This is a genomic window from Mucilaginibacter terrigena (assembly GCF_004168255.1).
Taxonomy (GTDB): domain Bacteria; phylum Bacteroidota; class Bacteroidia; order Sphingobacteriales; family Sphingobacteriaceae; genus Mucilaginibacter; species Mucilaginibacter terrigena.
The window spans coordinates 193,495-213,116 of record NZ_SEWG01000003.1 but is presented as its reverse complement, the minus strand read 5'-3'; the positions used below and the strand labels follow the sequence as shown (position 1 = coordinate 213,116).

The window sequence follows — 19,622 nt, the reverse complement described above, 5'->3', positions numbered from 1 at the left end:
GTGAGGGCCCTACTCAGGGCAATTATCCTTGCGGCGGGTGTCAACAATATATATCACTTTCCAGCCGTCTTTTGCTTTCATCAGCTGAAAAAAGTTGACACCGCAGTGGCTGAATTTATCACCAACATAAAATTTGTAGGGTGTCCAAACGCTGGCCAGGTCGCCGTCTATTTTAATATCGCCCCAGGTAATACGCTCGTCGTAAACATCTTTGTGTGGGGTGCCAACTTGCTTTACAAAGTCGTCTGCCTTTTCTGAAGCAAGTATGGTTGAGCCATCCTTTTTATTTACCACACTTTGCAATACCATGTCTTTATGAAAGGTAGAGTGCAGCATGGCGCTATCACCTTTGCGCATGCCATCAAACATGGTGGTAATGGTTTTTTTGATATCGTCTTTATCCGTTTGGCAAAAGGCCGGTGCGGCTAATGCCAGCATTACGATTGTAAGGATTAGTTTTTTCATAATTGAGCTGATTTGTTGAGGCAATTTAAGGATAAAAAACAATATTAAACACCATGTCATTGCGAGCGATAGCGTGGCAATCTCATAGGACAATCGGATATGCTGAGATTGCCACGTCGCTATCGCTCCTCGCAATGACATGCCCGGTAAGGATAAATCTAAAAACCAAAAAAGCCCCGCATCTCTGCAGGGCTTTCTAATATCTAACATGTCAACTACGACATTTTTAGTTTCTTTTGGATATCGGCTACATAGCCTTTGAATTTTTTATCGGTATCAATAAGGTCTTCAACGGTTTGGCAGGCATAGATAACGGTAGAGTGGTCGCGGCCGCCAAAGAAATTACCGATTGATTTTAACGAGCTTTTGGTGTGCGCTTTTGCCAGGTACATCGATATCTGGCGGGCCTGTACAATTTCGCGTTTGCGAGTTTGTGATTTTACCATTTCGATAGGCACTTCAAAGTACTCGCAAACCAGGCTTTGGATGTATTCCATCGAAATTTCCTTGGCCGAATTTTTTACAAAATTCTTAAGCATTTGCTTGGCCAGGTTCAGGTCAATCTCTTTACGGTTAAGGGTGCTTTGCGCCAGTAAGGATACCATCGCGCCTTCCAGTTCGCGCACGTTGTTATCAATGTTATGGGCAACGTATTCAACCACATCGTTCGATAGTTCGATGCCGTCCTGGTAAATTTTGTTTTTCAGGATAGCCATGCGCGTTTCCAGGTCAGGGATCTGCAGATCGGCAGAAAGGCCCCATTTGAAACGCGATAGCAAACGTTCTTCTAAACCGGCCAGGTCCTTTGGCGCTTTATCTGATGTGATGATCAACTGCTTGCCGCTTTGGTGCAGGTGGTTAAAAATGTGGAAGAAGAAATCCTGTGTTTTTTCTTTACCGGCAAAGTTGTGCACATCATCCATGATCAGTACATCTATCGCCTGGTAAAAATTCACAAAATCGTTTATGTTGTTGTGTTTAAGCGCGTCAACAAATTGCTGGGTAAATTTTTCGCAGCTTACATATAGTACGAGCTTATCGGGCAGGGTGCGTTTAATTTCGTTACCAATGGCCTGGGCCAGGTGCGTTTTGCCAAGGCCTACGCCGCCGTATATCATCAACGGATTAAATGATGTGCCGCCCGGTTTGGCAGCAACAGCATAGCCTGCAGAGCGCGCCAAACGGTTGCAATCGCCTTCAACAAAATTTTCGAAGGTGTAGTTACGGTTTAGCTGCGGATCTACGTTCAGCTTTTTAAGGCCCGGTATTACAAACGGGTTCTTAATATCCTTATTTATAGAAATAGGTATCGGCATAGACTGATTTTTTGATTCAGCACCATTTCCATTCGAGGGCATGTTGGTAGTATACGGCTTGCTTGATGACTGCTCAACAACAATGTTGTACTCTAAACGACCTTCGTCGCCTAATTGCTTTTTTATTGTTTTGCGCAGCAAGCCTACATAATGCTCTTCCAACCACTCGTAAAAGAATAAACTTGGTACTTGTATCGTTAAAACGCTACCCTCCATACGCAAAGCTTTTATTGGTTCGAACCAGGTTTTAAAGCTTTGTGCCGGTATGTTGTCTTTTATTATCTGAAGGCAGCTATTCCAAACGTTAGTACAAGTTTTTTCCATATAAGTATTAAGTAATATCTTGATTTACAGCCTCCGAAGCGGTAAGTTTTTGTGCCGTTTCGGAACATCGAATATTCTAAAAAAAAGCGGATAAAAAAATAAATTTTGAGAAATATATTTATAAAAATTATCTGTTTGTATTGCGAATATTAAAGTTATTAACATTATATTTCGCATGTATAAAGGCGTTTTATGCGCCAGTTTTACGGGAATGCGGTTTTAAAAGTTTAAACATTGGTACCGTCAAAAATGTGGATTAGTTTCCCGTGAAATGTTTGCGAAAATTCTTAATTAGAACGATAAAACTTGTCAATATTCTCCAAATATATTCCGTAGTGTATCGGCTATCTCGCCAAGTGTTGCGTAGCACTCAACGGCTGTTAAAATATACGGCATAAGGTTATCTTTTCCACGGGCCGCGTCTGCCAAATTTTGCAGCGCTCTTTCTACCTCGTCATTGTTTCTTTCCTCTTTTAAACGCGTAAGCTTATCAATTTGTTGCCTGCGGATGGCATCATCAACCCTAAAAACATTTGGGTTCACTTCTTCGGCCTGGGTAAACTTGTTAACGCCAACCAGTACCTGGTCGCCGCTTTCTATATCGTTTTGATATTGGTAGGCGGCCGCGGCAATCTCCTGCTGGATGTAATCCTGCTCAATCGCTTTTACCGAGCCACCCATCGCATCAATCTTATCTATATATAATTGGGCGGCTGCTTCCAGTTCATCGGTTAAAGCTTCTATAAAATATGAGCCTGCCAACGGGTCAACCGTATCGGTTACGCCGCTTTCAAAAGCGATGATCTGCTGGGTACGCAGGGCTATTTTGGCAGCGGCCTCGGTTGGTAACGACAAAGCCTCGTCGTAACCATTTGTATGTAAGGATTGTGTACCACCCAATACCGCGGCTAAAGCCTGCATACTTACGCGCACTATGTTATTCATGGGCTGCTGTGCGGTTAAAGTAGAGCCCCCTGTTTGGGTATGGAAACGTAATTTTTGCGCGCCGGCATCTGTGGCCCCAAGCTCTTTGGTAATATGCGCCCACATGCGCCGCGCAGCCCTGAATTTTGCAATCTCCTCGAAAAAGTTATTATGGCAGTTAAAGAAGAACGAAAGGCGTTTAGCGAACACATTAATATCCAGCCCTTTTTCTAACGCGGCCCTTAAATAGGTTTTGCCGTTGGCCAGTGTAAAGGCCAGTTCCTGCACGGCGGTTGAGCCTGCCTCGCGGATGTGGTAGCCCGATATGGATATGGTATTCCATTTGGGTACCTCCTTACTGCAATATTCAAAAATATCAGTGATCAAGCGCATGGACGGAGTAGGCGGATAAATATAAGTACCTCTTGCCGCGTATTCCTTTAATATATCGTTTTGGATGGTGCCCGAGATCTGTTTCAGATCGGCGCCCTGTTTTTTTGCTAACGCGATATACATGGCCAGCAGGATACTGGCTGTAGCGTTGATGGTCATGCTGGTGGTGATATCCTTCAACTGGATGCCATCAAACAATATCTCGATATCCTTCAACGAGTCTATCGCTACGCCAACTTTGCCCACTTCACCTTCGGAGAGCTCGTGGTCGCTATCGTAACCTATTTGGGTAGGCAGGTCGAAAGCTACCGACAGGCCCATGGTGCCCTGGCTTAATAAATAGTGGTAACGCTTATTGCTTTCTTCGGCGGTTGAAAAGCCCGCGTACTGGCGCATGGTCCAGGGTTTTCCCCGGTACATATCTTTCTGGATGCCGCGGGTGTAAGGGTACTGCCCCGGCAACTCTGTCATGCCCGAAGGCTCGGTATAAACTTCCTTAAGCTCGATGCCCGAAATGGTTTTAAATTTTTTATCGGCCATAGTGTTTAAAATATATTATCCAAATCCTTACGCACCAGGTTAGTTGCCGTTTCGTAAGGGTCGTCTTCCAGTTTGCTCAAATGCGTAAGTATCACTTTACCCAGGTCGAGCCCGGTAGCGCTATCCGGCATAGTTTGTACAGCGTTGCTGATGAGGCTAAGGGTATCCGTTTTTACGCGCTTTACTACGGCCCAGGCCTGTGTGCTTACATAAATTTGCTGGGTAACGTTATGCTGATATTCGGTACGCACCTCGTTCAATATAATGCTGTGCAGCTCGGCAGCGGTGTAACCATTGCCGTTTAAACGGATCAATAAGTTGGCCGGGTTTATCCTGTCGATAAATAACACCAAACGTTCGTAAGCCTGTAAGCGCAGGGGCAGGGTTTGGTTGGCTATCGCTTTTTTAAACTCCAGCGTTTGCAGGGCGGTGGTTTTATCCAGGTAGGGTTTAAACAGGTAAAACGCTATATATATAATACCAATACCGGCAATGGTGTACTTTAATATCTCTAACAGGTAATTGTAAAGGTTCATTTTTACGAATGTTAAACGGAGGTCATAAATAAATCGGTCGCTGCAAAAATCCGCATTTTACCTTATATTTGTGTAGTTAATTAAAAATAAGATGAGCGCGATCGTTGAAACCCTTACTGCCCCTGTAACTTTTACCCAGGGTGCCGTTAAAGAACTTTTTAAGTTGAAAGACCAGCAAGAACTGAACGACGATTTTGGCCTGCGTGTTGGTGTTGAAGGCGGCGGCTGTTCGGGCATGAACTATGTTTTAGGCTTCGACCAGAAGAAAGACGGCGACCAGGAGTTTTTAATTGAAGGTATTAAGGTTTACATGCACAAAGCGCATGGCCTGTACCTTGCCGGTATGCAGATAGATTTTCAGGATGGATTGAACGCACGTGGCTTTACTTTTAATAATCCTAATGCCGCCAGCACCTGCGGCTGCGGTACTTCGTTCTCGGTATAAATATTACATAGATATTTTAAAGGTCCGCGTTAGTTACGAGGGCCTTTTTTGTTGCAATCAATTTGCGCTTTTGAAATCCTCGATAGTTTTTTTAACCCAATAACCGGTATTGTCGGCACCGACAGCGTTAAAGCGGATAATACCCTGCTTATCCAGAACCAGCGTAGTAGGATATAGATTTATGCTATATTTATTACCGTAGTAAGCTGCATCAGCAATATGTTTAAAGTTAAAAGGCACCATTGCAATAAAATCCTTTATTTTTTGTTTTTGATCAAGGCATAAACCTACGAATATCACATCGGGATCATTAGCATAATCTGCAACAACTTTATTTAGTTCGGGCATTTCCGAACGACAGGCAGGGCAATTGATAAACCAAAAATTAAGTACTACTATTTTACCTTTCAGCGCATTGATATCTATCTTTTCACCATTGATGTCTTTATCTTTAAAGAATTTAAAGGCATCACCATTACGGAACGATTCTGATTGTCGTGGCAAATAATCAGGAACATATACCGCAGGTTTTTGAACAATGGTTACTGGTTCAATTACAGGTGCGGCACTTGCAGTTGTATCTGCCGGTTTATTTACACGTAACGATTTAATTAAAGCCCGTTTCTGTCCGGATAATTTATTCAGGGTATATATGCTGGTATCCCCGCTGGGTAATACTTTTATTGAGTACCCTTGCGACTGCATCAAAGAGGACCAAATCGCATAAGGCACCACGTTACCGGCAGTATCTTTTACAACGGTGTGCTCAGTAAGCATTTTTGGCTTCATCATAGTTGTTGTTTGCGACCGGCAAACGGTAACAAAACTTATGGCCAATAGCAGCAGTATTATTTGCTTCATGTTTAAATAGAGAATAAAATAAAAGTAGCACAAGTTTTTTACCCGGTCAACAGGCTTTTAAATAATATAATAATCTGCTGTGGCTGTAACAAACCATACCTTATTATAGTCATACCGTCAAGTTTTTTTATATTTAGGGCATGCCGGTAAAAACAACCTTCAGAGAAAATATATCCATAGCGTTACAATCTATAGCCGGTAACAGGCTGCGTACATCGCTTACCGCGTTAATTATTGCCATAGGTATTATGGCATTAGTGGGGATATTAACGGCTATTGAGGGCATTAAGCAATTTACAAACGATGCTTTTGCCGGCCTGGGGGCAAACTCTTTTACCATCCAGAACCGTGGAAGCGGTATTAATTTTGGTAACGGCGGGCACCGTAAAATATACCCGGCTATCAATTATGACCAGGCCGAGCGCTTTTCAAAACTTTATAAATTACCGGCACGCATCAGTATCGACCTGAGCGTTACCGGCACCGCTATTGCCAAGTATAACAGCATTAAAACCAACCCCAATATATCGGTAACAGGCAGTAACGATAATTACCTTTTTATAAAAGGGCATAAGCTGGCCTTAGGCCGTAATTTTTCATCATCCGAATTGGAGCACGGCGCTAACGTGGTTATCATAGGCGATGAGCTGAAAGTAAAATTATTTAAGAACGAAGACCCGATAAACAAATCGATACTGCTGGGCAGCAGCAAATTCAGGATAATTGGTGTAGTTGCACCCAAAGGAAGCAACAGTTTTGGGGGCGATAAATTTTGCATCATCCCGGTGCAAAAGGCCAGGCAAATTGCGGCCACATCAAAACCATCGTTTGGGGTAACAGTAAACGTTAACAGCCCTGATGTGCTTGATGCCAGTATTGGTGAAGCTACTTCGCTGATGCGGAATATCCGTGGCATCCGTATTGGACAGGCCGAAAACTTTGAAATATCAAGGAGCGATTCGATCCAGCAAGAGCTATCAGGGCAACTTACGGGTATCACGGTAGCCGGTTTTGCTATTGGCGCAATCACCTTAATAGGTGCTGCCATTGGCCTGATGAATATTATGCTGGTATCGGTAACCGAGCGTACCCGCGAAATTGGATTGCGTAAGGCTATTGGCGCCACGCCGGCGGTGATACGCAAACAGTTTTTGATCGAGGCTATTGTAATTTGCCTTATAGGCGGCTTTGCCGGTATAATATTGGGCATGGGCGCGGGTAACCTCATAGCCGTACAAATCAGCGGGACATTTATTGTACCGTGGGTATGGTTGTTTTCGGCAGTAGCCTTGTGTACATTTATTGGTTTATCGTCGGGTTTTTACCCCGCGAAAAAAGCATCCAAGCTCGACCCTGTAGAGGCGTTGAGATACGAGTAGAAATTAAGATGTAAGAAGTCAAGAATCAAGAAATAACAAAGGGCTTAGATAATATCTAAGCCCTTTGTTATAATTATATTTTTGTCTTGGTACTTGACTCTTACATCTTGATCCCCTAACTACAGCATTACATTCTTCAGCGGATAATCAAACAGTAGTTTTTCCAGGTATGGCATGGTCAGCGCGGTTTCGAACGCTGCTGCGTGGCGGGGGTGGTGCATATCGCTCGATATAAAATCAACCATTTGGTTATCTACCAGTTCTTCGGCTAATTTTTTAGTGTGCTTGCCATAATACCCGGCTAACGATATCGTGTTCAGTTGCAGATCGCAGCCCCAGTTACGGATGGTTTTTAATTGTTCAATGGTCATATAGCCGTACCTTTCGGGGTGGGCCAATATAGGCTTATACCCCAAATCCTTCATTTTTTGAATGATCTGGATAATATTCGGAGGCTGGTTAATAAACGAAAGCTCGAACAATACATGGTTATCTCCCATGGTTAAAACCTTGCGGTCTTCCAGGCGCTTTTCAAAAGTTTCGTCAAAGTAATGCTCAGCCGCTGCAGATATATCTATATCGATGTTTTGATTTTTCAGTTCCGCTTTCAGGATGGCAAGCGCGTTCCCAACACTTTCGGCATCGTTACGGTAATAATCTATCATAATGTGCGGGGTAGCAATTATTTTTTTGATCCCCAACTCCATCATTTTTTTGATCAGGACTATAGATTCCTCAACGTTTTGCGCCCCATCGTCAATACCCGGTAAAACGTGCGAATGCATATCTGTCACTATCGAACTGTAATCAAAACTTACAGTACGTTTTTCCTCTTTCTTCTTAAATAATCCGAACATTTTTAGCGGTTGGTATATTGCTCATTATAATAATCCTGGTAATGCCCCGATGTAACATCGTTAAGCCATTGCTCATTAGTAAGGTACCAGTCAACTGTTTTTTCCAGGCCTTCTTCAAAGGTTATAGATGGTTCCCAGCCCAGTTCATTTTTTAGTTTGGCAGCATCAATAGCATATCTTAGATCGTGCCCGGCCCTGTCTGTTACATAAGTGATCAACTTTGCCGATTCGCCGGCCTCGCGCCCCAGTTTCTTATCTAATATGCTACACAACAGTTTGATGAGATCTATGTTTTTCCATTCGTTGTGGCCGCCAATGTTATATGTGGAACCTGCTGCTGCTTTATGGAAAATAACGTCGATAGCCCTTGCGTGGTCCTCAACCCAAAGCCAATCGCGCACGTTCTCGCCTTTGCCATAAACGGGTACTGCCTTGCCCTGTTTAATGTTATTGATAGCAAGCGGGATCAGCTTTTCGGGGAAATGGTATGAGCCGTAATTGTTTGAACAGTTTGATATAACCGTACCCAAACCGTAGGTATCGTAATAGGCCCTTACAAAATGATCTGAACTTGCTTTTGATGCCGAATAAGGCGAATGCGGATCATAAGCGGTTTGTTCTGTAAACATATCCGTATCGCCCAGGGTGCCATACACCTCATCGGTTGATACGTGGTAGAAACGTTTTTTATCGTATTGGCCTTTCCAAATATTTTTAGCGGCGTTTAACAGGTTCACTGTACCTACCACATTGGTCATTACAAACTCCAGCGGGTTGGTAATAGAGCGGTCCACGTGCGATTCGGCGGCAAGGTGGATCACCGCGTCGGGCTGTTCCTGCTCAAATAAATTATTTATAAACTCAAGGTCCACAATATCCCCCTTCACAAAACGATAATTGGGGGAATGCTCGATGTCTTTAAGGTTAGCCAGGTTACCTGCATAGGTAAGCTTATCCAGGTTAATGATGGTATAATCGGGATAATTTTTTACGAAACGCCGTACCACGTGCGACCCGATAAACCCTGCGCCGCCCGTAATAATTATCTTTTTCATGATGCTGTTATTGGGTTATAACGGATTTTGGGTAATATAATTTTCCCAGGCCCATGCAGATGACATCATGGTATCGATATCGCGCTCGGCTTTCCAGTGTAACTTCCGGGTCGATTTTGATACCTCGCCCCATACCTTTTCAATATCGCCGCTGCGTGGGGGGCCAATCTGGTAATTTAATTTTTTGCCGGTTGCCTGTTCAAAAGCATTAATAACTTCTAAAACCGTGTAGCCATTACCCGTACCAATGTTAAATACATCGTACCCCTCAAAAGTATCCTGTTCCATTAATTTAAGCGCCGCTACGTGTGCTTTGGCCAGATCAACAACGTGGATATAATCGCGTACGCAGCTGCCATCAGGTGTGTTGTATTTATCGCCAAATACGGTTAGTTTTTCGCGTTTGCCGCTGGCTGTTTGTGTTATAAAAGGCACCAGGTTTTGCGGCACCCCAATAGGCAGCTCGCCAATTAAAGCGGTTTCGTGTGCCCCTACCGGGTTAAAATACCGCAATGCAACCACTTTGTATTTGGTGCCTGCTGCTACAAGGTCCCTCAGCATCTCTTCGGCAATTTGCTTGGTATTACCATACGGCGATTCGGCAGCCTTAACAGGCGCGTCTTCGGTTACCGGCAAAACATCCGGCTGGCCGTAAACGGTACAGCTTGACGAGAATACAAAGTTTAACGCAGTACCCTGGTAAGCTTCCAAAATATTTATAAGCGAATAAAAATTGTTGCGGTAGTATTTTAAGGGCAGCTGCACCGATTCGCCAACAGCCTTTGAAGCCGCGAAATGAATGATGCCGGCAATATCGGGGTTATTACCCGCAAAGTTTTTTACGGCCTGCGCATCGCAAAGGTCAAACTGATGGAATACAGGTTTATAGCCTATAATTTTAGCGATCTGGTCTAATATTTTGATGTTTGAATTTGAAAGGTCATCAATTATTACCGGTTCGTACCCGGCGTTTACCAGTTCTACAACGGTGTGCGAGCCTATAAAGCCCAGGCCCCCGGTCACTAAAATTTTCATAAGATGTTTTTAAAGTATGCTGTTACGCGCGTTAATATTAAACGTGGGTATCGTTATTGTTTGTTATAGTAAGTAAAATCCTTATGCAGGATCTCTTTTTCGGGCAGCGATTTAAAATACTCGTAAGTGATCTTTAACCCTTCGCTGCGCGATACTTTTGGCTCCCAGCCTAAAATATTCCTTGCTTTGGTAATATCAGGGCGGCGTTGTTTAGGGTCATCTGTTGGCAGGGGCAGGCTTATCATTTCCTGGTCGGTACCTGTTAATTTTATGATCTCCTCGCCAAATTCTCGGATGGTTATCTCATCAGGGTTACCAATATTCATCGGCTGCGCGTAATCGCTGTGCAGCAGGCGGTAAATACCTTCTATCAGGTCGTCTACATAACAAAAAGAGCGGGTTTGTGAGCCATCGCCAAACATGGTCAATGGTTCGCCGCGTAATGCCTGGCCAATAAACGCCGGTAAAACGCGCCCGTCGTTAAGGCGCATGCGCGGGCCGTAGGTATTAAAGATGCGCACAATGCGGGTTTCTAAGCCATGAAATGTATGATAAGCCATGGTGATAGATTCCTGGAAGCGTTTAGCCTCGTCATATACACCACGCGGGCCAACCGTATTCACATTGCCCCAGTATTCCTCGGGCTGCGGGTTAACGGTAGGGTCGCCATAAATTTCTGATGTGGAAGCTATAAGCATCCTGGCTTTTTTGGAGCGCGCCAAACCCAGCAGGTTATGCGTACCCAGCGAGCCAACCTTTAGGGTTTGGATTGGGATCTTAAGATAATCGATTGGGCTTGCAGGTGATGCAAAATGCAATATGTAATCCAGGTTGCCCGGCACGTAAACAAATTTGGAAACATCGTGGTTGTAAAACTCAAAATTTTCGAGCTTAAACAAATGTTCGATGTTGCGCAGGTCGCCGGTTATCAGGTTATCCATGCCAATAACATGGTAACCTTCTTTTATAAACCTGTCGGATAAATGCGAGCCTAAAAACCCGGCCGCGCCGGTAATAAGGATACGTTTGCGTTCTGCCATTAGTTAATTACTTTTCTGCCTATGCTGTTATAATAGTACCCCAGATCTATCATTTTTTGCAGATCGTAAAGGTTCCTGCCATCAAATATAACCTTACTTTTTAAAAGTTCAGACAGGCGCTCAAAATCCGGCGTCCTGAACAGCGACCATTCCGTTACGATCAATAGCGCATCAGCGCCAGCAGCGGTTTCGTAAGGGTCGGTACCGTATTTTATTTTATCGCCAAGCAAAGCTTTAACATTTTTCATACCCTCAGGGTCAAAAACGGTTATCTCTGCACCGGCGGCTAATAATTCATCAATAATGTATAAAGCAGGCGCTTCGCGGATATCGTCGGTTTCCGGTTTAAAAGCCAGGCCCCACATGGCAAATTTTTTGCCTTTAAGGTCATCGTTATAATATTTCTTCAGTTTTTGCACTAATACTTTCTTTTGGATCTCGTTAACTTCCATTACAGAGTTAAGGATCTTAAAGTCGTACCTGTTCTCTTCGGCCGATTTTGCCAAAGCCTGCACATCCTTAGGGAAACAGCTGCCGCCATAACCAATCCCCGAGAACAGGAAGCGGTTACCAATACGATTATCGGCACCAATACCGCGGCGCACCATATCAACATCGGCACCAACCAGTTCGCAAAGGTTGGCAACCTCGTTCATGAACGATATTTTTGTGGCCAGGAAAGAGTTGGCGGCATACTTGGTCAATTCAGATGAGCGCTCGTCCATAAATATCACGGGGTTACCCTGGCGTACGTATGGGGCATAAAGCTCGCCCATTAATTTGCGGGCGCGTTCATCGGTAGTACCAACAACTACGCGGTCGGGCTTCATAAAATCTTCAACCGCCACACCTTCGCGTAAAAACTCGGGGTTTGATACCACCGCGCACTCTACATTAGTGTTGGCTTTTATAACCGCGGTAACTTTATCGGCAGTGCCAACCGGCACGGTAGATTTTGTTACGATAACTTTATAGTCGGTAACTAATTTGGCAATATCTTTTGCCGCGCCTAAAACATAGCTCAGGTCGGCAGAGCCATCACCACCCGGGGGCGTTGGCAGGGCAAGGAAAATGATCTCAGCGTCTGCAATGGCGGCGGCAAGGTCATTGGTAAATAATAACCTTTTCTGGTTTATATTACGATGGAAAAGCAACTCCAGGCCGGGCTCGTAAATAGGGAGCTTGCCCTCCTGCATCATTTTTACTTTTTGTTCGTTAATATCAACACAGGTAACCTGGTTACCGGTTTCGGCTAAACAAGTGCCGGTTACCAGTCCAACATAACCCGTTCCAACAACAGCTATTTTCATAATTTTATTTTTGCGTTAATGTGTTACTTTTATGCCCGACGAAGATAATAATACAAATCCAAAAATGCTTGTACTATATAACATCGGCATCACATTATACTATGTTTTAGTATATGTAGCATCACTATATAAAAACAAAGCCAAACTATGGATAAAAGGCCGGAGACTGCAGCAGGTGCAACCGTTAAAATCCAGCATCTGGTTTCATTTTGCTTCGTTAGGCGAATTTGAACAAGGCAGGCCGGTTTTAGAAGCCGTAAAACATGAATACCCTCAACACGCGATTGTAATAACTTTTTTTTCTCCTTCGGGATACGAGGCACGCAAAAATACACCCCTTGCTAATGCTGTGTATTATTTGCCCCTTGATAGGGCTGCTAATGCTCAAAAATTTATCAGCGCCATAAACCCGGTTATGGCCATTTTTACCAAGTATGAATACTGGTACCATTTTTTTAACCAATTGCATAAACAGCACGTGCCATTGTACATTATATCGGGCATTTTCAGGCCCGGGCAGGTGTTTTTTAAATGGTACGGCGGGCTGCACCGCAAAATGCTGAAACTGGTTACCTGGTTTTTTGTGCAGGATATTCCATCAAAACATTTGCTGCACAATGTGGGCATAACCAACGTAACCATTAGTGGCGATACCCGTTTTGACAGGGTATGGGCCAATGCGCAGCAGCCAAAAGAATTGCCGGAAATAGCCGCGTTTAAAAACGGACAAAAACTTTTTATAGCCGGCAGCACCTGGCCCGCCGATGAAAAGCTGATTGCCGGATTGATAACACAGCACCCCGACTGGAAATTCATCATCGCCCCGCACGAGATAGGCGAGGATAAGGTAAGCAGATTGGTAAACATCTTACCAAAGGAAACCACCTTAAGGTTTTCCCAAATCTCACATCTTAATCCCGATAGCTATCGGGATCACGTCTCACATCTTATAATAGATAACATCGGCATGCTCTCGTCACTATATCAATATGCCGATATCGCTTATATAGGCGGTGGGTTTGGTGCAGGGATCCATAATACACTGGAGGCAGCGGCTTTTGGCATGCCGGTAATATTTGGCCCTAAGTACGATAAGTTTAAAGAGGCCCGCGATTTGGTAGAATTAAAGGGAGGATTTAGTATTGACAGCCAGGATAAATTAAATGCGGTAGCCGGTTTATTAATGAATGATGAAGATACCCGCCACGCCTCGGCTGTTATTGCGAAGAACTATGTTGAGCAAAATATTGGCGCGACAGAGGCTATTAGGAAATATATAAAGGAGAGACATTAGTGGTTTTAACCACCAGAGACCACAAAGAGAAAACCACAGAGTTCACAAAGAAAAACTTCGTGTCCTCTGTGGTTAAATACTGAAGCGTTCAATATATCTAACAATGCTCTCCCAAATGTCATTTCGAACGAGGTACGAGGAGAAATCTTCTACAACCTGCAAATCCGCCAGTCGCTTTTAGAAGATTTCTCTCTATCGTTCGAAATGACATGTATATTAAAGGAGTAATTCTTAATATTGCCACTATGGGCTTTTTGGATATTCCCGGCCTGGGAAAGGCACACTATCACGAATATGGCACGGGGACTAAACCCATGCTGGCCTTCCACGGTTACGGGATGACGGGCCGCCAGTTCCATGTGCTGGAAAACTCCATATTGCAGGAGTACCATGTTTACGGTTTCGATCATTTTTTTCATGGCGACAGTAAACTGGGCGACTGGACCGAAGAGCAGATAGTAGCGGGTATGCCAAAACCAATGGTCAAGGCTTACCTGGAAGAATGGTTTAATATCTATGGCAGGCAGCGCTTTTCGGTAATGGGTTATTCCATCGGCGCAAACATAGCCTTGCTGCTGATAGAAGAATACGCCGACCTGATAGATGAAGTAGTATTAATGGCCCCCGACGGATTATCGGTTTACAAAGGCTTTCATTTTTTAACTTTTAAAAAGGTGGGCCAATACCTGTTTAAGCGCGTAACAAAAAGCAAATGGCTGGCACCCACACTGCTCAAAAACTTAAAAAAGCTGAAGTTTATTGACGATAGCCTATACACCATAGCCTATAATGAAATTGATACCGAACAAAAACGGCAGGATGTTTATTATACCTTAAACCTCATCCGTTTGTTAAAGCCCGATACCAATAAAGTAGCCGAAATGATAAACAGACATAATATCAAATGCCGGTTGATATTTGGCAAGCACGATAATTTGTTCCCGATGAAGGCGGCTTTGCCTTTTATCGGAAAATTGAACAACCCGCAAGTTTATGAGGTAGATATGGGCCACTGGCTGGTTACCAAACAATTGGATGAGTATTTAGTAAATTTACAGCAATGATACCCGCCCGCAGAGTAAAGCTTTTTAGCAACTGGTTTGCCATGTATATGCGTTACCGCATGCGCAGGGCTTTCAACCGGCTGGTGGTTATGCCATTTACACCCAAACCGGGGCATTCGGTACTGCTGCTGTCCAATCACTTTAGCTGGTGGGATGGCCTTTGGGGCAATTACCTGGCCTATTGGCACTTAAACCGCCACCTGTACATTATGATGCAGGAAGACCATCTGAAAAAACGCATGCTGCTAAACCTTTTCGGCGGGTTCTCTATCAACAGGTCATCGCGCGAGATGGTAAAATCGCTGCAGTACGCTGCCGGCTTGCTTAACGACCCAGAGAACCTGGTGGTTGTTTTCCCGCAAGGCGAACTAAGATCGAACCATACTACCGAAATTAAAGTAGAGAAGGGCATAGAGCGCCTTATCAAGAACATAAAAGGTCCCTGCCAGATCGTTTACAACTGCGCGCTGATAGATTATTTTGAAAGCCTGAAACCATCGGTATTCTTCCATTTGTTTGATTGCGGAGTAGCCGGCGAGGTGCCGTTTGATGAACTTATTGCCAAAATAAATACCTTTCACCAACAAGCGTTAAAAGCGCAAACAGACGTGGAGCATTAAATCCGAAATCGAAAATCCGCAATCCGAAATCAAAATGATCTATCCGCAGAAAAATAAACTCGTATCATGGTTCTTTCATAGTTATATCCTGCGGATAGTGAAAACGAATTTCCATGAGGTGAAGTTTAATGAGGTGGAAGTGGATAAGGGCAGGTCGGTATTATTACTGGCAAATCATTTAAGCTGGTGGGATGGTTTCCTGATGTATTATATCAACCATAAAGTTTTTAAAAAGCGGTTTCATGTAATGGTGATACAGGAAACCGTACAAAAGGTGAGTTTTTTTAAATATTTAGGAGCTTTCTCGGTAACTAAAAATTCGAGGGACATGCTGGCATCGTTAAATTACGCCGCCCAATTATTAAATGATCCGGAAAATATGGTGCTGATATTCCCGCAAGGGAAACTGCATTCTAATTTTATTGATGAGGTGAATTTTGAAAAGGGGTTATCAAAAATTATGCAAATAGCCGCGGGGAAATTTCAAACCGTAATGGCCGCAACTTTTATCGAGAACCTGCAATATAAAAAGCCTACGGTTAACGTTTATTTAAAATCTGAGCATGATGTAACAGATGTGCAAAGTGCCTATCAGCAGCATTATAACAGCGCCAAACAGCAGCAAATAAAAACAGTAGTATAGTGATCATCGCCCTATTAGTAACCTTTATATTCCTGATACTGCGCTTTACGGTTACACTGTTCAATTTTTTATCGAACCCTAAACTGCCGCGTATTGGTAAGCATTATGAAAATAAGGTATCGATATTAATACCCGCGCGAAACGAGGCGGATAACATCCTCTCCCTGCTGCAGTCCATCCACGCGCAGGATTACCGGAATTACGAGGTTATTATACTGGATGATAACTCTACCGACGATACTTATACGCTTTGTGAAGCTTTCACCAGTAATCACAATCATTTTAAAGTTATAAAAGGCAAGCCCCTTGCCGATGGCTGGCTTGGTAAAAACTACGCCTGCCATCAACTGGCCCAATACGCCACCGGTGATTATTACCTGTTTTTAGATGCTGATGAGAAAGTGGAAAAAGGATTGATAAACAGCGCTGTGCACCGTATGAACTTACGCGATTTAAGCCTGCTGAGCCTTTTCACCAACCAAACCATGCTCACCCCAGGCGAAAAAATGGTGGTGCCGCTGATGCACTACATTTTGCTGAACCTGCTGCCCCTGAGGCTGGTGTACCTGATTAAAAGCGCCGCAGTTGCCGCAGCCAGCGGTCAGTTTATGTTGTTCAACGCCGAAAGCTACCAAAACTATCAATGGCATCAACTGGCTAAAAACAAGGTGGTAGAAGATGTAGAGATCATGAAACTGGTAAAGGTATCTAAACTAAACGGCGAGGCCTTGCTGGCTAACGGGATGATAAGCTGCCGTATGTACAGCAGCTACAATGAAGCGGTAAAAGGTTTCGGGAAGAATTTCCTGGCAGCGTTCAATTACAACATCATCGGCTTTTTAATTTATTTATTGCTGCTGATTGGCGGCCCGGCGCTAATTGTTATGACCTTAAACCTTAACTTTATCCTGATGATGGCAGGGCTTATTGCGCTTACCCGGGTTATGATCTCGTTATCGGCCGGGCAAAATGTTTTGCTTAATTTAATATTACACCCCATACAAATGTTTAGCCTGCTTATCATCGGCCTTACATCAATTCAAAAGCACCTTACAAAAACCACCGAATGGAAAGGCCGCAAAATTTAAACATCACCCCGCGGGCTGCCATAATAATTATTGTATTATTCCATGTGGTGGGCCTGGTAGGCCTGTCCATACCGGCAACAAGGCCTTTGTTCCTGCAGATAGTCCCCTTTCATTTACTGCTGATGCTTGTGGTGATAACACTTGGGCACGAAAAACAGGATAACCGTTTTGGCAAATTTATACTAAGTGTTTTTTTATTGGGCTTTATTGCGGAGTGGGTAGGTGTACATACCGGTGTGCTGTTTGGCAATTATGCCTATGGCAAAACCCTTGGATTAAAGCTGTTTGATATCCCCTTGATGATAGGCGTAAACTGGTTCTTGCTGGTGTACGCGGTTGGTGTAACCATGCAGCGCAGCCGGTTAAAAAGCCCGTTCTTTAGGGTAATAACAGGTGCCGCCATATTGGTAACGCTCGACTTGCTTATTGAACCTGTTGCGGTAAAATTTGATTACTGGCAATGGTTGGATGGCATTATCCCGCTCAAAAATTACATCTGCTGGTTTTTACTGAGTGTTTTGATGCTGGGTATTTTTGAGTGGTTTAAATTTAAAAAACAGGGCAAGGCAGCCGTGGTATTGCTGATTACAGAGTTTGTGTTTTTTGGAGCGCTGAATTTGATGGCATTAATATAGTCTGCGTGAACCCGCATAAACCCATTCGTCTAACTAAATTCAAATTATAACCTTTCGCCCTTAACCTTTCTCCTTTAACCTAATAAATAGTTATTTTTGCAATACAATGGGTGATTATCAGCTACAGGTTACTATAGACCAGGACTCGGGCTTTTGCTTTGGGGTGGTTTACGCCATTGATATGGCCGAAGAAATACTGGCCGAAGACGGATACTTGTATTGCCTGGGCGATATTGTGCATAACGATGAAGAAGTTGAGCGCCTGAAAGCGATGGGCCTCCGTATTATTGACCATACCGAACTGGCCGGCCTGCATAACGAAAAAGTGCTGATACGTGCGCACGGCGAAGCCCCCGAAACTTACAAAATTGCTTTAGAGAACAATATTACGCTGATAGATGCATCGTGCCCGGTGGTGTTAAAATTGCAAAACCGTATAAAAACATCGTACGATAACAACGAGCGGATATTGATATTTGGCAAGCATGGCCATGCCGAGGTTGTTGGCCTGCAGGGGCAAACCAATGGCGATGCCCTGGTTTTCCAGGATATTACCGAGCTTGACGACGCCGAACTGCCCGGTAGCTTTACGCTGTATAGCCAAACTACTAAAAGTATGGATAAGTTTTACAACGTTAAGGAGCAGCTGCTGTCGCGCGGGTACGAGGTAAAGGCTAACGACACCATTTGCCGCCAGGTAAGTAACCGCGATAAGGACCTGCCTGCTTTTGTGACAAAATTTAACAAGGTGGTGTTTGTATCGGGCAAAAAATCATCAAACGGCAAGGTACTTTACGAGGTTTGCCGCAAACATAACCCGGATACTTACTTTGTATCATCGATAAGCGAGTTGGATAAAACCATGTTTGTGCCCGGAGATAAAGTTGGCATTGCCGGGGCAACATCAACCCCCATGTGGCTGATGCAGCAGGTAAAAGCCGAACTGGAAAGCTATTAACAGCACGCTATTTGCTCATGTATAAAGTCGCCCCGTTTTAGAGGAGATTTAGAAGAAGCTACCGCCTTGCAAAAAACACCACCATATACCGGTTTATTTATTGCCCTGCTGGTACTGGGTAGCTGGGTAACCTCAACCGTGTTGTTAATGCAATGGCAGGTAGATTTTAAAAATCCACTGCTTTACCTGCTGATGCTGGTACAAATGCACCTGTACACCGGTCTGTTCATTACCGCTCACGATGCCATGCACGGCACCATCGCCCCCAATAAATTTCTAAATAATAGTCTCGGGTTTATCTGCACTTTTTTGTACGCCTCGTTCTGGTATCCAAAACTATACACCAAACATCACCAGCACCACAACCACGTACATACAGATGCCGATCCGGATTACCACAATGGCACATTTTTTAGGTGGTACGTGCAGTTTATCCGTAATTATCTGTCTATCTGGCAAATTGTGATTATGGCTATTGTTTTTAACGTACTCAAGATCTGGATTCCGCAACCCAACCTTTTATTGTTTTGGGTAGCGCCATCGTTACTAAGTACGCTGCAATTATTCTATTTCGGCACCTACCTTCCCCATAAAGGCGAACACGACAACAAGCATCAATCGCGCAGTTTGCCGCGCAACCATTTTTTGGCATTTTTTAGCTGCTATTTTTTCGGCTACCACTACGAACATCACGACGCCCCCTGGCTGCCCTGGTGGAAGTTATGGCAAGCCCCCCAGCCCCCTAAAGGGGGCGCTAAATAGCACCTAATCATTTATTTGTAAATTGTTCCCCCTTTAGGGGGTTAGGGGCCTAAATTATTTTATTTTTGCACCTCTTAT

General features: G+C 43.9%; 20 protein-coding genes. 10 read left to right on the top strand and 10 right to left on the bottom strand.

Features of this window, described 5'->3' with window-relative positions; translation table 11 throughout:
* Positions 1 to 9 precede the first annotated feature (9 nt).
* The 4 genes from EWM62_RS08075 to EWM62_RS08060 all read right to left on the bottom strand — a co-directional run bounded on the left by EWM62_RS08075 (position 10) and on the right by EWM62_RS08060 (position 4,498).
* Complete coding sequence (locus EWM62_RS08075; RefSeq protein ID WP_203235009.1) at positions 10 to 465, bottom strand: nuclear transport factor 2 family protein; 456 nt, start codon at positions 463 to 465, stop codon at positions 10 to 12.
* A gap of 215 nt (positions 466 to 680) precedes the next feature.
* Positions 681 to 2,105, bottom strand: a complete 1,425-nt coding sequence (gene dnaA / locus EWM62_RS08070) for a chromosomal replication initiator protein DnaA (RefSeq protein WP_129876159.1) — start codon at positions 2,103 to 2,105, stop codon at positions 681 to 683.
* A 309-nt stretch (positions 2,106 to 2,414) separates the two neighbouring features.
* Positions 2,415 to 3,962 (bottom strand): acyl-CoA mutase large subunit family protein, encoded by a 1,548-nt coding sequence (locus EWM62_RS08065; RefSeq protein WP_129876158.1) that lies wholly within the window; start codon positions 3,960 to 3,962, stop codon positions 2,415 to 2,417.
* Positions 3,963 to 3,967: 5 nt separating this feature from the next.
* A complete protein-coding gene (locus EWM62_RS08060; protein ID WP_129876157.1) occupies positions 3,968 to 4,498 on the bottom strand; it encodes a DUF7935 family protein in 531 nt (176 codons plus the stop codon).
* A 91-nt stretch (positions 4,499 to 4,589) separates the two neighbouring features.
* Between EWM62_RS08060 and EWM62_RS08055 the strand changes: the two genes are divergently transcribed.
* Positions 4,590 to 4,943: a HesB/IscA family protein gene (locus EWM62_RS08055; RefSeq protein WP_129876156.1), complete on the top strand. Its 354-nt coding sequence runs from the start codon at positions 4,590 to 4,592 to the stop codon at positions 4,941 to 4,943.
* A gap of 57 nt (positions 4,944 to 5,000) precedes the next feature.
* Here EWM62_RS08055 and EWM62_RS08050 read toward each other — a convergent pair whose 3' ends face one another.
* Positions 5,001 to 5,804 carry a TlpA family protein disulfide reductase gene (locus EWM62_RS08050; RefSeq protein WP_129876155.1) on the bottom strand — a complete coding sequence of 268 codons (804 nt, stop codon included), beginning with the start codon at positions 5,802 to 5,804 and terminating at the stop codon, positions 5,001 to 5,003.
* A gap of 140 nt (positions 5,805 to 5,944) precedes the next feature.
* On the opposite strand from EWM62_RS08050, the gene EWM62_RS08045 reads away from it, so the two are divergent.
* Positions 5,945 to 7,183 (top strand): ABC transporter permease, encoded by a 1,239-nt coding sequence (locus EWM62_RS08045; RefSeq protein ID WP_129876154.1) that lies wholly within the window; start codon positions 5,945 to 5,947, stop codon positions 7,181 to 7,183.
* 119 nt (positions 7,184 to 7,302) lie between these two features.
* Here EWM62_RS08045 and EWM62_RS08040 read toward each other — a convergent pair whose 3' ends face one another.
* Genes EWM62_RS08040 through EWM62_RS08020 form a run of 5 tightly spaced genes read right to left on the bottom strand, consistent with a single transcriptional unit; the run spans position 7,303 to position 12,480 of the window.
* Complete coding sequence (locus EWM62_RS08040) at positions 7,303 to 8,040, bottom strand: tyrosine-protein phosphatase (protein ID WP_129876153.1); 738 nt, start codon at positions 8,038 to 8,040, stop codon at positions 7,303 to 7,305.
* A gap of 2 nt (positions 8,041 to 8,042) precedes the next feature.
* The gene (rfbB, locus tag EWM62_RS08035) at positions 8,043 to 9,095 is read right to left on the bottom strand and encodes a dTDP-glucose 4,6-dehydratase (RefSeq protein WP_129876152.1); all 1,053 of its coding nucleotides are present in this window, start codon (positions 9,093 to 9,095) and stop codon (positions 8,043 to 8,045) included.
* Positions 9,096 to 9,110: 15 nt separating this feature from the next.
* The gene (gene galE, locus EWM62_RS08030; RefSeq protein ID WP_129876151.1) at positions 9,111 to 10,130 is read right to left on the bottom strand and encodes a UDP-glucose 4-epimerase GalE; all 1,020 of its coding nucleotides are present in this window, start codon (positions 10,128 to 10,130) and stop codon (positions 9,111 to 9,113) included.
* 53 nt (positions 10,131 to 10,183) lie between these two features.
* Positions 10,184 to 11,170, bottom strand: a complete 987-nt coding sequence (locus EWM62_RS08025; protein ID WP_129876150.1) for a UDP-glucuronic acid decarboxylase family protein — start codon at positions 11,168 to 11,170, stop codon at positions 10,184 to 10,186.
* Entirely contained in the window at positions 11,170 to 12,480 is a 1,311-nt protein-coding gene (locus tag EWM62_RS08020; RefSeq protein WP_129876149.1) for a UDP-glucose dehydrogenase family protein, read from the bottom strand. The genes EWM62_RS08025 and EWM62_RS08020 overlap by 1 nt, the downstream gene beginning before the upstream one ends.
* A gap of 31 nt (positions 12,481 to 12,511) precedes the next feature.
* Between EWM62_RS08020 and EWM62_RS08015 the strand changes: the two genes are divergently transcribed.
* The 8 genes from EWM62_RS08015 to EWM62_RS07980 all read left to right on the top strand — a co-directional run bounded on the left by EWM62_RS08015 (position 12,512) and on the right by EWM62_RS07980 (position 19,544).
* Positions 12,512 to 13,774, top strand: coding sequence for a 3-deoxy-D-manno-octulosonic acid transferase (locus EWM62_RS08015; protein WP_238989307.1), 1,263 nt, complete (start codon positions 12,512 to 12,514; stop codon positions 13,772 to 13,774).
* A gap of 209 nt (positions 13,775 to 13,983) precedes the next feature.
* Complete coding sequence (locus EWM62_RS08010; protein WP_129876148.1) at positions 13,984 to 14,838, top strand: alpha/beta hydrolase; 855 nt, start codon at positions 13,984 to 13,986, stop codon at positions 14,836 to 14,838.
* The gene (locus tag EWM62_RS08005; protein ID WP_129876147.1) at positions 14,835 to 15,458 is read left to right on the top strand and encodes a lysophospholipid acyltransferase family protein; all 624 of its coding nucleotides are present in this window, start codon (positions 14,835 to 14,837) and stop codon (positions 15,456 to 15,458) included. Before EWM62_RS08010 ends, EWM62_RS08005 begins: the two co-directional genes overlap by 4 nt.
* Positions 15,459 to 15,492: 34 nt before the next feature.
* Positions 15,493 to 16,101, top strand: a complete 609-nt coding sequence (locus tag EWM62_RS08000) for a lysophospholipid acyltransferase family protein (protein WP_129876146.1) — start codon at positions 15,493 to 15,495, stop codon at positions 16,099 to 16,101.
* Positions 16,101 to 17,189, top strand: a complete 1,089-nt coding sequence (locus tag EWM62_RS07995; RefSeq protein ID WP_129876145.1) for a glycosyltransferase — start codon at positions 16,101 to 16,103, stop codon at positions 17,187 to 17,189. Before EWM62_RS08000 ends, EWM62_RS07995 begins: the two co-directional genes overlap by 1 nt.
* Entirely contained in the window at positions 17,168 to 17,824 is a 657-nt protein-coding gene (locus EWM62_RS07990; RefSeq protein WP_129876144.1) for a carotenoid biosynthesis protein, read from the top strand. The genes EWM62_RS07995 and EWM62_RS07990 overlap by 22 nt, the downstream gene beginning before the upstream one ends.
* 106 nt (positions 17,825 to 17,930) lie before the next feature.
* Positions 17,931 to 18,782, top strand: a complete 852-nt coding sequence (locus EWM62_RS07985) for a 4-hydroxy-3-methylbut-2-enyl diphosphate reductase (protein WP_129876143.1) — start codon at positions 17,931 to 17,933, stop codon at positions 18,780 to 18,782.
* A gap of 66 nt (positions 18,783 to 18,848) precedes the next feature.
* Entirely contained in the window at positions 18,849 to 19,544 is a 696-nt protein-coding gene (locus EWM62_RS07980) for a fatty acid desaturase (protein WP_203235008.1), read from the top strand.
* The last annotated feature ends 78 nt before the right edge of the window (positions 19,545 to 19,622 follow it).

Excerpts from the sequence above, each read along its gene's own strand:
- EWM62_RS08010 (WP_129876148.1), top strand. The coding sequence starts at position 13,984 with ATGTATATTAAAGGAGTAATTCTTAATATTGCCACTATGGGCTTTTTG.
- EWM62_RS08015 (WP_238989307.1), top strand. The coding sequence starts at position 12,512 with ATGCCCGACGAAGATAATAATACAAATCCAAAAATGCTTGTACTATAT.
- rfbB (WP_129876152.1), bottom strand. The coding sequence starts at position 9,095 with ATGAAAAAGATAATTATTACGGGCGGCGCAGGGTTTATCGGGTCGCAC.
- EWM62_RS08045 (WP_129876154.1), top strand. The coding sequence starts at position 5,945 with ATGCCGGTAAAAACAACCTTCAGAGAAAATATATCCATAGCGTTACAA.
- galE (WP_129876151.1), bottom strand. The coding sequence starts at position 10,130 with ATGAAAATTTTAGTGACCGGGGGCCTGGGCTTTATAGGCTCGCACACC.
- EWM62_RS08055 (WP_129876156.1), top strand. The coding sequence starts at position 4,590 with ATGAGCGCGATCGTTGAAACCCTTACTGCCCCTGTAACTTTTACCCAG.
- EWM62_RS08065 (WP_129876158.1), bottom strand. The coding sequence starts at position 3,962 with ATGGCCGATAAAAAATTTAAAACCATTTCGGGCATCGAGCTTAAGGAA.
- EWM62_RS08020 (WP_129876149.1), bottom strand. The coding sequence starts at position 12,480 with ATGAAAATAGCTGTTGTTGGAACGGGTTATGTTGGACTGGTAACCGGC.
- EWM62_RS08050 (WP_129876155.1), bottom strand. The coding sequence starts at position 5,804 with ATGAAGCAAATAATACTGCTGCTATTGGCCATAAGTTTTGTTACCGTT.
- EWM62_RS07990 (WP_129876144.1), top strand. The coding sequence starts at position 17,168 with ATGGAAAGGCCGCAAAATTTAAACATCACCCCGCGGGCTGCCATAATA.
- EWM62_RS07985 (WP_129876143.1), top strand. The coding sequence starts at position 17,931 with ATGGGTGATTATCAGCTACAGGTTACTATAGACCAGGACTCGGGCTTT.
- EWM62_RS08060 (WP_129876157.1), bottom strand. The coding sequence starts at position 4,498 with ATGAACCTTTACAATTACCTGTTAGAGATATTAAAGTACACCATTGCC.
- EWM62_RS08025 (WP_129876150.1), bottom strand. The coding sequence starts at position 11,170 with ATGGCAGAACGCAAACGTATCCTTATTACCGGCGCGGCCGGGTTTTTA.
- EWM62_RS08000 (WP_129876146.1), top strand. The coding sequence starts at position 15,493 with ATGATCTATCCGCAGAAAAATAAACTCGTATCATGGTTCTTTCATAGT.
- dnaA (WP_129876159.1), bottom strand. The coding sequence starts at position 2,105 with ATGGAAAAAACTTGTACTAACGTTTGGAATAGCTGCCTTCAGATAATA.
- EWM62_RS08075 (WP_203235009.1), bottom strand. The coding sequence starts at position 465 with ATGAAAAAACTAATCCTTACAATCGTAATGCTGGCATTAGCCGCACCG.
- EWM62_RS08040 (WP_129876153.1), bottom strand. The coding sequence starts at position 8,040 with ATGTTCGGATTATTTAAGAAGAAAGAGGAAAAACGTACTGTAAGTTTT.
- EWM62_RS08005 (WP_129876147.1), top strand. The coding sequence starts at position 14,835 with ATGATACCCGCCCGCAGAGTAAAGCTTTTTAGCAACTGGTTTGCCATG.